This is a genomic window from Mycobacterium sp. NGS58 (assembly GCF_059812385.1).
This window is the reverse complement of sequence record NZ_JCALCO010000019.1, coordinates 1-12,298: the sequence shown is the minus strand read 5'-3', so window position 1 is coordinate 12,298 and position 12,298 is coordinate 1. Positions and strand designations below refer to the sequence as shown.

General features: G+C 66.6%; 11 protein-coding genes and 1 pseudogene. 8 read left to right on the top strand and 4 right to left on the bottom strand.

Features of this window, described 5'->3' with window-relative positions; translation table 11 throughout:
* Nucleotides 1-4: 4 nt before the first annotated feature.
* Nucleotides 5-1,465: an aldehyde dehydrogenase family protein gene (locus AC5Y4H_RS17895; RefSeq protein WP_499983650.1), complete on the bottom strand. Its 1,461-nt coding sequence runs from the start codon at nucleotides 1,463-1,465 to the stop codon at nucleotides 5-7.
* A gap of 190 nt (nucleotides 1,466-1,655) precedes the next feature.
* On the opposite strand from AC5Y4H_RS17895, the gene AC5Y4H_RS17890 reads away from it, so the two are divergent.
* The 7 genes and pseudogenes from AC5Y4H_RS17890 to AC5Y4H_RS17860 form a co-directional block, all read left to right on the top strand.
* Nucleotides 1,656-2,201 (top strand): FAS1-like dehydratase domain-containing protein, encoded by a 546-nt coding sequence (locus AC5Y4H_RS17890; RefSeq protein ID WP_499983649.1) that lies wholly within the window; start codon nucleotides 1,656-1,658, stop codon nucleotides 2,199-2,201.
* Nucleotides 2,201-2,599 (top strand): Zn-ribbon domain-containing OB-fold protein, encoded by a 399-nt coding sequence (locus AC5Y4H_RS17885; RefSeq protein ID WP_499983648.1) that lies wholly within the window; start codon nucleotides 2,201-2,203, stop codon nucleotides 2,597-2,599. The genes AC5Y4H_RS17890 and AC5Y4H_RS17885 overlap by 1 nt, the downstream gene beginning before the upstream one ends.
* Nucleotides 2,600-2,684: 85 nt before the next feature.
* The gene (locus AC5Y4H_RS17880) at nucleotides 2,685-3,140 is read left to right on the top strand and encodes a MaoC family dehydratase (RefSeq protein WP_499983646.1); all 456 of its coding nucleotides are present in this window, start codon (nucleotides 2,685-2,687) and stop codon (nucleotides 3,138-3,140) included.
* Nucleotides 3,137-4,306, top strand: coding sequence for a lipid-transfer protein (locus AC5Y4H_RS17875; RefSeq protein ID WP_499983645.1), 1,170 nt, complete (start codon nucleotides 3,137-3,139; stop codon nucleotides 4,304-4,306). The genes AC5Y4H_RS17880 and AC5Y4H_RS17875 overlap by 4 nt, the downstream gene beginning before the upstream one ends.
* A 114-nt stretch (nucleotides 4,307-4,420) precedes the next feature.
* Nucleotides 4,421-4,606, top strand: coding sequence for an alcohol dehydrogenase catalytic domain-containing protein (locus AC5Y4H_RS17870; protein ID WP_499983644.1), 186 nt, complete (start codon nucleotides 4,421-4,423; stop codon nucleotides 4,604-4,606).
* Nucleotides 4,607-4,921: 315 nt separating this feature from the next.
* Entirely contained in the window at nucleotides 4,922-7,066 is a 2,145-nt protein-coding gene (locus tag AC5Y4H_RS17865) for a serine/threonine-protein kinase (protein ID WP_499983643.1), read from the top strand.
* Nucleotides 6,984-7,514: pseudogene (locus tag AC5Y4H_RS17860) on the top strand (DUF732 domain-containing protein); the annotation flags it as partial. The gene AC5Y4H_RS17865 and the pseudogene AC5Y4H_RS17860, both read left to right, overlap by 83 nt.
* A gap of 348 nt (nucleotides 7,515-7,862) precedes the next feature.
* On the opposite strand, the gene AC5Y4H_RS17855 reads toward AC5Y4H_RS17860, so the two are convergent.
* Together AC5Y4H_RS17855 and pruA are read right to left on the bottom strand one after the other, a co-directional pair.
* Nucleotides 7,863-8,828: a proline dehydrogenase family protein gene (locus tag AC5Y4H_RS17855; RefSeq protein ID WP_499983641.1), complete on the bottom strand. Its 966-nt coding sequence runs from the start codon at nucleotides 8,826-8,828 to the stop codon at nucleotides 7,863-7,865.
* Nucleotides 8,828-10,459, bottom strand: a complete 1,632-nt coding sequence (pruA, locus tag AC5Y4H_RS17850; RefSeq protein WP_499983638.1) for an L-glutamate gamma-semialdehyde dehydrogenase — start codon at nucleotides 10,457-10,459, stop codon at nucleotides 8,828-8,830. The genes AC5Y4H_RS17855 and pruA overlap by 1 nt, the downstream gene beginning before the upstream one ends.
* 83 nt (nucleotides 10,460-10,542) lie before the next feature.
* Here pruA and AC5Y4H_RS17845 point away from each other — a divergent pair, with 83 nt between their 5' ends.
* On the top strand, nucleotides 10,543-12,138 hold the full coding sequence (locus AC5Y4H_RS17845) for a PucR family transcriptional regulator (RefSeq protein WP_499983636.1): 1,596 nt from the start codon (nucleotides 10,543-10,545) through the stop codon (nucleotides 12,136-12,138).
* A gap of 17 nt (nucleotides 12,139-12,155) precedes the next feature.
* Here the strand turns inward: AC5Y4H_RS17845 and AC5Y4H_RS17840 are convergent.
* Nucleotides 12,156-12,298, bottom strand: a 143-nt coding sequence (locus AC5Y4H_RS17840) for a DUF6955 family protein (RefSeq protein ID WP_499983799.1), incomplete at its 5' end; no start/stop codon positions are given.

Sequence of the window (12,298 nt, the reverse complement as noted above, 5' to 3'; positions counted from 1 at the left end):
CGAGCTACGCGGGAACCCCGATCGCCATCTGCTCCATGTATTGGTGCAACCCGCCGATGCCGCCGCCCTCACGGCCCAGCCCGCTGAGCTTGAAGCCGCCGAACGGCGCGCCGCCGGGGCTGATGCCGTTGACCGCGATCTGGCCGGTACGGATGCGGCGCGCCACACCGACGGCGCGGTCCACATCTTCACCCCACACCGCACCGGAGAGCCCGTATTGCGAGTTGTTCGCGATGGCGACGGCGTCGTCGTCGTCTCGGTAGCGCAGCACGGTCAGCACCGGGCCGAACACTTCCTCTTGCGCGATAGTCGAATTCGGCTCCACACCGGACAGGATCGTCGGTTCGAAGTAGTAGCCGACGTCCAAGCCGGCCGGCCGGCCGCCGCCGGTCACCAGCTTCGCACCATCACTTCGGGCGCCTGCGACGTGCGCCTCGACCCGGTCGCGTTGCGCCGCACTGATCAACGGACCCATCTGCACGTCGGGATCGGTGGGGTCACCCACCTTGATGTCGCGGGCCAGCGCCGCAAGGCGATCGACGATGTCGTCGTGCAGCGAATCAGGCAACAGGAGCCGGCTGTGCAGGATGCAGGCCTGTCCGGCGTGCAGGGAACAGGATTCGAACAGCATCTGCCGCAGCATCTCGTCGGTCACTTGTGCGTCGTCGAGGACGATGCTGGCCGACTTGCCGCCCAGTTCCAACAGGATTCGCTTCATCGTGTCGCCGGCGGCGGACATGACCTGGCGACCGACGACCGAGCTGCCGGTGAAGCTCACCATGTCGATGCGCGGATCGGTGGTCAGCAGCTTGGCCGCATCGACACCCGACGGCGTGACCACGTTGACCACCCCGGGCGGAATGTCGGTGTGCTCGTCGATGAGCTGCGCCAACGCCAGCCCCGCCAGCGGTGTCAGCGGAGAGGGCTTGAGCACCACCGTATTTCCCGCGGCCAGAGCGTGATTGATCTTCATCACGTTCAGGCAGTGCGGAAAGTTCCACGGCGTCAGCACCGATACGACACCCAGCGGCGCGTGCCGGAGCAACGTGGTTCCGGCGCTGATGCCGCTGACCTCCTGGTCGACCAGTTGGGTGGCGAGCTGGGCGGCATGCATGGACATGAACCCGGCACCGTCGATCTGCATCATCCGCTCGTTGGCGATGCAGCCCCATTCCACCTGGGACAGCGCGAAGAAGTCGTCGGCGTGCTTGGTCAGCGCCTCGCCCAGCTGGTTCAGACACCCGGCGCGCTGCTCGGCGGACATCGTGCCCCACGGTCCGCTGTCGAAGGCGCGCCGCGCGGCCGCGATCGCGTCGCCGACCTGCGCCACGCTGGCATCGGGCGCGGTAGCGATGACGGCCTCGGTGGACGGCGAAACGTCGTCGTAGCGGCCGTCCTGCGGCTCGACCCAGTCGCCGTCGATGTAGAGCTGATAGGTCTGGACAAGAGCGGGTGAATCGGCCATCTGCGTCCTCCGGTCATCTGATCACTTGGTGTACTCGCCCCGGCAGCCGCCGTCAATCTTCATTCGCGCGAATTCCCCGCTATTCCCGTGCTTTGCTGTCGTATTGACAGCGCGCGACGGCGCAGAGTACACACATTTCGCGTGACAGATCGCATCAATCTGTCGGATCCTGTGAGAGGGGCCTTGCCAAGTGACCGACTCAGAAACCGTCAGCGCCAAGGTGCGGGCCCTCATCGGACAGCCCACCGGTGGCACCGGGAAACCGTCGCTGGCACCGGACCCGGTGAACCAGCCGATGATCCGGCACTGGGCGTATGCGATGGCCGACATGAACCCCGTCTACATCGATCCGGAGTTCGCCGCGTCGTCACGGTTCGGCGACATAGTCTCACCGCCGGTGATGCTGCAGACGTGGACCATGCCATCGCCGAAGCTGGAGGGAATCGGCGAACGGGGCGGGGCTCCCGTTGAAATCCAGAGCAATCCAACGGCGTTCCTTGATGAGGCCGGCTACACGAGCACTGTCGCGACCAATTCGGAGTTCGAGATCGAGCGGTACCCGCGACTGGGCGACGTGATCAGCGCGACGACGGTCTACGAGTCGGTCTCCGACGAGAAAAAGACGGCGCTGGGCACCGGCTTCTTCCTGACCTGGCTGACCACCTACACTGACCAGAACGGTGAGGTGTTGGGACGGCAGCGATTTCGGGTCCTGCGATTCAGACCGGCAAACTGATGGCGACTCGTCTGGCGCCGGCGATCACCCCGGACACCGAATTCTTCTGGAATGGTTTGCGGGAGAACAGACTTCTGATCCAGCGCTGCGGTGGCTGTGGGAAGCTGCGGCATCCGCCGCGCCCGATGTGCCCGCACTGCCGTTCGCTGGAGTGGACGGCGATCGAGTCGTCCGGCCGCGGAACGGTCTACAGCTTCGTGATGCCGCACGAGCCCAAGTTTTCGTTCTTCGAATATCCCTACGTCGTCGTTCTGGTGGAGCTGGAAGAAGGCGTACGTCTGGTATCCAACCTGACCGGGATCGACCCTTCCGATGTGACGCCAGGGCTGCCGGTGGAGGTCTACTACCAGGCGTTCGACGACGGCCTCGTACTACACCAGTTCCGGCCCAGCGGCTAGGCGTGGTCATGGATTTCGGCTTGTCCCTCGGTCCGGCTTCGGCCCAACTGGCCCGCCTCGGCGCAACCTATTCGGAAGGATCCGCATGACGACCACCTCCAGCCGGACCACGACCCTGCGATGGCAAGAAATCGCGGAGGGCGACGAGGTCACCCCGCTCGAAATCCCGATCACCACAACGATGATCGTCGCCGGCGCCATCGCCACCCGGGACTTCATGCCGGTGCATCACGACCGCGACTACGCCAAGCAGCAGGGCTCGCCCAACCTGTTCATGAACATCCTGACCACCAACGGCTACTGCGTGCGCTTCCTCACCGACTGGGCCGGACCCGAGGCGATGGTGAAGAACCTGTCGATTCGCCTTGGCGTGCCGTGCTTCCCCGACGACCCGCTGCGGTTCACCGGTAGCGTCACCGGCAAGACCGAAGGGTCGGACGGCGAAAACTTCGTCGAGGTGACGTTCGCCGGCGCCAACAGCCTGGGCGACCACGTGTCCGGCACCGCGTTGCTCAGCCTGCTCGACGGGTCGGGCGCATGAGCCGGACGCTGCCGGGCGCCGCGGCCATCGTCGGGATCGGCCAGACGGAGTTCTCGAAGGAATCGGGGCGCAGCGAGCTGCAATTGGCGTGCGAGGCGGTCAGCGCCGCACTCGACGACGCCGGCCTGGCCCCCGGTGACGTCGACGGCATGGTCACGTTCACGATGGATGCCAGCGACGAGATCGACATCGCCCGCAACGTGGGCATCGGCGACCTCAACTTCTTCTCCCGCGTGCACCACGGCGGCGGGGCTGCCGCGGGCACCGTCGTACACGCGGCGATGGCCGTCGCCACCGGTGTCGCCGACGTCGTGGTCTGCTGGCGGGCATTCAACGAACGGTCGGGCTTCCGGTTCGGCGGCAGCGGTCGCAGCATGGCCGAAACACCGTTGTTCATGGCGCATTACGCGCCGTTCGGGCTGCTCACCCCCGCGGCCTGGGTCGCCGTGCACGCGCAGCGCTACATGTCGACGTATGGCGTCACCAACGAGGACTTCGGCAGGATCGCCGTCGTCGACCGCAAGCACGCGGCGACCAACCCCGACGCGTGGTTCTACCAGCGCCCGATCACCCTAGAAGATCACCAGAATTCGCGCTGGATCGTCGAACCCGTGCTCCGCCTGCTGGATTGCTGCCAGGAGAGCGACGGTGGCGTCGCGCTGGTCATCACCAGCGCCGAGCGTGCCCGCGACCTGCGGCAGCCGCCCGCCATCATCGCCGCGGCCGCCCAGGGCGCGGCCCACAACGGCGAGATGATGACGAGCTACTACCGCGACGAGATCACCGGGCTGCCCGAGATGGGCGTGGTGGCCCGTCAGCTGTGGCGCGACTCGGGGTGCAAACCGCAAGACATCCAAACCGCCTTCATCTACGACCATTTCACGCCGTTCGTGTTCGCCCAACTCGAGGAACTCGGATTCTGCGGGCGCGGCGAGGCGAAGGACTTCGCCACCATCGAGCGGCTGTCGCTGGGGGGAGACTTCCCCATCAACACCAACGGCGGCCTGCTCGGCGAGGCGTACATCCATGGCATGAACGGCATCACCGAGGGGGTGCGGCAGGTGCGCGGCACCTCTTTCAACCAGGTCGACAACGTCGAACACGTGCTGGTCACGTCCGGCACCGGCGTACCGACCAGCGGTCTGATTCTCGCACCGGCCGGCTGAGGCAACCGATCATGCCGAGGCTCGCGCTCCTGACCGCCCACGGCGGTCCCATCGAGCTGGCCGGATTCCCGTTGATTAACCCTGGCGCCGGGCACCGCGGCGCTGCGGCTGCGGATGGCCGGCATCTGCGGTTCCGACCTGCACATCTTCCGTGGCGAGCTGCCACTGCCATGCCCGTTCGCCATGGGTCACGAAATGGTCGGTGAGATAGCCGAACTCGGCGAGGGCCTGACTGCCGACGCGACCGGCCAGCCGCTGGCCGTCGGCGATCGTGTGGTGGCGCGGCCTAGACGCGGCTAGGGAGCAACGGGCTCCGAATGTGCGTCCACGGCGGGCTTGTCGGGGTCGTGTCACCGCCCAGCGTTCAAACTCGTAGCCCTGAGCGCACGGTCGATGGTTTTACACGTCAACGCCGCTGTTGGGGCCACACCGTGTCGGCGACGCGAACCGGTCGGCGATAGCCGCTTTCGTGCCCGACTAAGGCCGCGTGTGCGCGGGGATGGTGCGGCTGGTTGGGCTCCGCTGGTGGTCGCGCAGTTCGCGAGCTTCGGTTGCGCACGTGGACCCGGAGAAAGTTGCGCTGAAGTGCGGGGCATCCCTTGGTACGGTCCCAGGATGAGGTTGAGAAACGGTGCAACCTTCGCTGGATACACAGTGGTGCGACTGCTGGGTTCCGGGGCGACGGGCGAGGTCTATCTGGTCGAAGACCCGAGGTTGCCTGGCCAACGCGCGCTCAAGATTCTGCCGGCGCAGGTGTCAGCTGACACTGAGTTCCGAGACCGGTTCTACCGCGACGCCGACCTGGTCACCACCTTCCACCATCCGCACATTGTCGGCGTACATGACCGGGGCGAGTTCGATGGCCAACTGTGGATCGCGATGGACTATGTCGACGGCAGAGACGCCGCGCAGTTGATGAAAGAACACTACCCGGACGGGATGCCGGCACAGGACGTGTACGACATAGTGACCGCGGTGGCCGACGCGCTCGACTACGCCCACCGGCGGGGCCTATTGCATTGCGACGTCAGACCGGACAACATCTTGCTCACGAATCCAGAACAACGGCGAATCCTGTTGGCCGGCCTAGGAATAGCTCGCCAACGGGGCGAGATCAGCGGACCGAACGCCGCAAATTTCAGCGTGGAACAGGTCGCCTACTGCGCACCCGAACAATTAATGGGCGCGGGCGTTGACGGTCGCGCCGACCAGTACTCGCTGGCCGCCACCGCCTTTCACCTTCTTACGGGTGCGCCGCCGTATCAGCATTCCAACCCGGTCGTCGTCATCAGCCGACACCTCAACGCAGCACCACCGAAGCTTGCTGATCGGCGCCCCGATTTGGCCCAGCTCGACCAAGTGCTATCGACTGCCCTGGCCAAGGACCCCGCCGACCGGTTCGAGCTGTGCCGCCAGTTCGCCACAGCCCTCGCTGGGCGGGCCCCCGCTCCGCGGGAGTTCTTCGCCGTGCGCCCGGCCCCGGGGCAAGGCGGCCCCGAATCGCCCAGCAGATCGGCGCCGGAGCGACCACCAAGCCTTACCGCCCAGTCGGCGCCCGCGCAGCCGGGGTGGAGCGGCCTGGGACGCCGGCGGCGCAAGATCCTGCTCGGGGCGGCGGCAGCGGCGGTCGTGCTTGCCGTCATCGGCTGGATGGTCGGGTACATGATCAACAATCAGGTCTTCGCCCCAACCAGCACCCCAGCCGCTGTCGCTGCGGGTCCCGTACTCATCGGCACTTACGGCGTGGACTACGACGGGGCAAAGCGAACCAAGAACGGCACTGTCGACCCCGCTACCGACGCCGCCAAGGCTTGGTGGGCGTTTCGTTCTTGGTGCACACCTCCGGAGTGCGCTGCCACGGGAACCAGGCTAAACGACCAGAACCCTCAAGTGGCGCGCACGCCAGGCGATACAACCGAGTTGCACTTCGTCGACGGTCACTGGCGGGCCGCGACCCTTCAGGGCAAAATCCAGCAACAGCGGTGCCTGGTAGGAAACGGGCAAATCACAGCAGGTGCCGAGGCCGCAGCGGTTACGTGGACTTTGGAGCCACAGGCTGACGGCACGCTCCGAGGCGTCCAGACCGAAACTGTTCTCGGCAATGAATGCGGCAATCAAGGAACGGTGTACCGAACTCCGTTGGTGTTGACGCGGAAAGGCGATGTGCCGCCTGGTGTGACCGTGGCCGACCCAGCGGCAATAACTACCAGCCCGGCCGCCATCACGCCTGCGACAGCCGCCGCGGGTCCGGCACTCGACGGCACCTATCGCGTGGACTACGACTGGGCAAAGCAAACGGCCAACGGCGCTCCAACAACCGGCGACCCCACTACCACCCGGACCACCAATTGGTGGGCGTTTCGTTCGTCCTGCACCGCCACAGGATGCGTCGCCACGGGATCCCGCCTGGCCGAGGCTAACCACGACGAGGCCAGAGGTGGTGCACGCGTTCTCCGCTTCGCCGACGGTCACTGGCAGGACACGCCTTACCTTCATCCACCAGAACAGTGCCGCGGAACAAGCGGAACAGCCACCGATACCTCAACGCTGAGTTGGTCATTGGAGCCACAGCCTGACGGCACGCTCCGGGGCGTTCAGACCGAAACCGTTCTCACCAATGAATGCGGCAATCAAGGCATGGTGTACCAAACCCCTGTAGTCGCGACTCGGACAGGCGATGTGCCGCGCAGTGTCACCGTGGCCGACCCAGCCTTATTCGCCGCCCCGCCTGCACCACCCACCAACAGCCCGCACCCGTAGAGTCCGACCGAACCTGAGATCGATGGTGAATCGCAGTCATTCGGCAATCCACCGAGCCGCGCTGACCGTCAATCGGGGCATCGAACTTTGGCCCGCGACCTCCGGCCCGCTTTCGCACCTCGGATGTGCCGTCTCGGGTGGGCGCGCCACGAGGGAAGTTGTCGCACAAGATGCGGGGCGATCGGCGCTCTGCGACGATTACGGGCTAGTGACCCCCATGAAACTAGTACTCGCGGCCCTGACAAGCCTTGCCGTCACCATCGGCATGGGCATGCCCGCGCGCGCCGATACCACTGACGACGCGTTCATCGCCTCACTGCGAGCGGCGGGCTTTACCTTTTCGGACGCGGGACAGGCAATAACGGCAGCCCACTACGTGTGCCACGCCGCCGATGGTGGCACGGCTATGGCGGATATCGCCAAGGCAATCCAATCCAAGGACTCCGCACTCAGTGACGAGAAGGCGACCAAATTCACGACAATCGCCGCCAACGCGTACTGCCCTCAAGCGCTTTCGCCCGACAGTTCGTCGAGCAGTGCCCCGGCCAGTTCCGCCCCCAGTGCGCCGACCAGCGCTCCGAGCAGTGCCCCGAGTAGCGCCCCAACGAGCACCCCCACCGGTACCCCGAGCCCGTCCCCGTCCAATGACCGAGCGGTGCCCCGCAGCACCATCTCTTAGCCCGGAGCCCTAACGCTCAGTCGCGGCGGCGACGACAGGGCTTTGGCTGTGCGGCCAGGGCGGTGGTCGTCGGCGCGTCGGCACCCTGACCGCCCACGCAGAGCCCTGAGCGCACACTCAGTGGCCAGGCTGCGCCAGCGCCCGCAGGAAGAAGGCCAGGTTGGCCGGCCGCTCGGCCAGCCGCCGCATGAAGTAGCCGTACCACTGGGTGCCGAACGGGACGTACACCCGCACCTGGTTACCGGCCGCGGCGAGACGCCGCTGCTCGCCGTCGCGGATGCCATAAAGCATCTGGTATTCGAAACCAGTTGCAGGGCGGCCTGATTCGCGCACCATCTTCGGCGCCGCCTCGATGATCACCGGGTCATGAGAGGCCACCATCGGGTAGCCCGACCCGGCCATCAACACCCGCAGGCACGCCAGATAGGAGTCGGTGACCTCGCCCGGTTCGCGGTAAGCCGCCGACGCCGGTTCGTCGTAGGCGCCCTTGCACAGCCTCACCCGGGCGCCGGAGGCAGCGAATTCTTCGCAGTCATCCAGGGTGCGTCGCAGGTAAGCCTGCAAAACCAGGCCCAGCCAAGGAAATTCGGCCCGCAGGTCGCGCACGATGCGCAGCGTCGAATCGGTGGTTGTGTGGTTCTCGGCGTCGACGGTCACCCACACACCCGCACGCTGGGCGGCGGCGCAGATCGACCACGCGTTCTCCCGCGCGATCTTGTGCCCGTCGCGGTCCAGCGACTGCCCGAGCGCCGACAGCTTGACCGAGACTTCTAGGGGACGGATCGCGCCGCTCGCCGCGCCGAGGCCGCCCAGCGCATCGATCAGATCCAGGTAGATCCGCACGGCCGCATCGGCGGCGTCGGCGTCGTCGACGTCCTCACCCAGATAGTCGACGCTGACGAATCGGCCCGAATCACGTAGGTCTGCGGTGCTGTTCAGCACGGAATGGATCGTCTCCCCAGGAACGAACCGGTGCACCACCTTACGCGTGACCGACAGCCGTTCGGCGGTGCGGCGCAAGCCGTCGCGGCGGCTCGCGGCCATGATCGCCGGGCGCAGGGTGGTGGCGAACAGTCCGGCCATCAGTCGGCGCCCATGTGCGGATAGCTGTGTTCGGTTGCGGGGATGAAGGTCTCCTTGATGGTGCGCGCGGACGTCCAGCGCAACATGTTCAGCATCGATCCGGCCTTGTCGTTAGTGCCCGAACCACGCGACCCCCCGAACGGCTGGCGCCCGACGACCGCGCCGGTCGGCTTGTCGTTGATGTAGAAGTTGCCTGCCGCGAACCGCAGCCGGTGCTGGGCGGTGAGCACGGCGTCGCGGTCGTCGGCGATGACCGCGCCGGTCAGCGCGTACCGAGACCCGGTATCTACGACGTCGAGGATTCGCTCGAAGTCGTCGTCGGGATACACGTGCACCGACAGCAGCGGGCCGAAGTATTCAGTCGCGAACGACTCATCGGTCGGATCATCGGACACCAACACCGTTGGCCGCACGAAATAACCTTCGCTGTCGTCGTATTCGCCACCGACGGCGATGGTGACGTGCGCCGCGCCCTTGGCCCGCTCGATGGCGTCGACGTTCTTGATGAAGGCGCGCCGGTCGATCAGCGCTCCCCCGAAGTTGGTCAGATCGGTGACGTCGCCGTAGCGCAACGCCGCGGTCTTGCCCAGGAAGTCGTCACCCATGCGGCGCCACACCGACTGCGGTATGAAGGCCCGCGATGCGGCCGAGCACTTCTGGCCCTGGTAGTCGAACGCGCCGCGAATCAGCACCGTGCACAACACGTCCGGGCGTGCCGAGGTGTGCGCGACGACGAAGTCTTTGCCTCCGGTCTCGCCGACCAGCCGCGGATAGCTCTGGTAGCGGCCGATATTGGCGCCCACCCGCTGCCACAGCTGCTGGAAGGTGGCCGTCGACCCGGTGAAGTGGATGCCCGCCAACCGCGAGTCGGACAGCGCCACATCGGAAACGGCGAAGCCGTCGCCGGTCACCAGGTTGATCACTCCGGGCGGCAATCCCGCCGCCTCGAGCAATCGCATGGTCAGATACGCCGACAACGTCTGGGTGATCGACGGCTTCCACACCACCGTGTTGCCCATCAGCGCCGGCGCGGTCGGTAAATTGCCCGCGATCGAGGTGAAGTTGAACGGCGTGATCGCGTACACGAAGCCGTCCAGCGGGCGGTATTCGCTGCGATTCCACTCCCCCGCTCCGCTGATCGGCTGCTGCGCCAGGATCTGCCGCGCGAACGCCACGTTGAATCGCCAGAAGTCGATCTGCTCGCACGGCGAGTCGATCTCGGCCTGGTAGGCCGACTTGGATTGGCCGAGCATCGTCGCGGCGGCGATCTTCTCCCGCCACGGCCCGGCCAGCAGGTCGGCCGCGCGCAGGAACACCGCCGCCCGCTCATCGAACGGCATTGCCGCCCAGTCGCTTTTCGCCGCCATCGCCGCGTCGATCGCCGCCGTCGCGTCGCCGCGCTCGGCGTTGGTCAGGGTGCCCAGCTTCGCGGCGTGCCGGTGGGGCTGGACGACGTCGATGCGCTCACCGTCTCCCATCCGGTGGGCACCGCCGATGACATGCGGGAGGTCGATGGGCTGATCGTTCAGCGCCGCCAGTTCGGCGCGCAGCCGGGTGCGCTCCGGCGAGTGCGGTGCATAGTCGTGGACCGGTTCGTTGGCCGGCATGGGGACCTGGGTTATGGCGTCCATGCTGCAAGGATCCTCGCGGCGGGCGCGCAGGAAATTAGCCGATCGGACAATCCCGACAGCTTACGGTAGTAGCATCGAACAACATGGCCGGCGTGGGGCTGGGACAGCTACTACTCGCGCTGGACGCGACCCTGGTGAGCCTCGTCGACGCGCCCCGGGGCCTGGATCTGCCGGTGGCATCGGTGGCGCTGATCGACTCCGACGACGTGCGACTCGGGCTGGCGGCCGCGGCGGGTGCCGCCGATGTCTTCTTTCTGCTGGGCGTCGCCGACGACGAGGCCCTGCGGTGGATGGACAAGCAGGCGCGCGAGCGCGTGCCGGTGGCGATCTTCGTCAAGGAGCCGTCGAATGCCTTGGTGGCCAAGGCGGTTGCAGCCGGATCGGCCGTGGTGGCCGCTGACCCGCAGGCCCGCTGGGAGCGGCTCTATCAGCTGGTCAACCACGTCCTGGAGCATCACGGTGACCGCGCGGACTCGACGGATGACTCGGGCACCGACCTGTTCGGGTTGGCGCAGTCGCTCGCCGACCGGATTCACGGCATGGTCAGCATCGAGAACGCCCAATCGCACGTCCTGGCCTATTCGGCCTCCAACGACGAAGCCGACGAACTGCGCCGCCTCTCCATCCTCGGCAGGGCGGGTCCGGCCGAGCATCTCGAGTGGATCGCCCAGTGGGGCATCTTCGACGCGTTGCGGTCGGGAGGCGACGTGGTCCGCGTCGCCGAGCGGCCCGAGTTGGGTCTGCGCCCGCGACTGGCCGTCGGGGTCTACCAGCCCGCACCCGACGCGCGGCGGCCCCCGGTGTTCGCCGGAACCATCTGGGTACAGCAGGGCTCGCAACCACTTGCCGACGACGCCGAGGAAATGGTGCGAGGCGCCGCCGTGCTGGCCGCCCGCATCATGTCACGGCTCGCGGCCCGGCCGTCCACGCATGCCCGCCGGGTGCAGCAACTTCTCGGCCTCACCGATGCGGAGGCTTTCGCACCCGTCGATGTGGCTGCCGTCGCAAGCGAACTCGGTCTTGCCGCCGACGGCGACGCGGCGCTGATCGGTTGGGACGCGGCGGACAGCTCACCGCGTCACGTTCGGCTCGCTGACGTTATTGCGCTGAGCGCCAGCGCTTTTCGTCACGATGCCCAAGTCGCCCCGTCCGGTGCCCGCACGTATGTGCTCCTCCCGCAGACGCACAACCGGGCGGTCACCTCATGGGTGCACGGCACCATCGGCGCCATGCGCGCCGAACTCGGGGTGCAGTTGCGGGCGGCCATCGCCGCACCGATCGCCGGCCTTGCCCGGGTCGCCGCGGCGCGCATCGAGGTCGACCGGGTGCTGGACAGCGCTGAGCGACACCCGGTTTCGTTCGGGCAGGTGACGTCGTTGGCCGAAGCTCGTACGACCGTTCTGCTCGACGAAATCGTGACCCTGGTCGCTAGCGACGAGCGATTGATCGATCCTCGGATCGTGACGCTGCGCGATGACGATCCGGTGCTGGCCGAGACGCTGCGGACCTATCTGGACGCTTTCGGCGACATCGCCGCGGCCGCGCAATCGTTACGGGTGCACCCGAACACGGTCCGCTACCGGGTGCGCCGAATCGAGAAAGTGTTATCGGCGTCGTTGGCCGACCCCGACGTGCGACTGCTGTTCTCGCTGGGATTACGGGTGCTGGAGACTAAATAACCTCGCGTTCGACAGCCCTACTGACTGTTGGCCGTTTCGGATTCCTCGAGAAAGTGGTCCACCACATCGGGGCCGGTGGAGTGCATCTTGATGGACAGCTCGAGCAGCCTGTCCTTGGCCCGCTTCGGGAGCAGCTCGATCGAGCGAGTGGTGGCCGAGT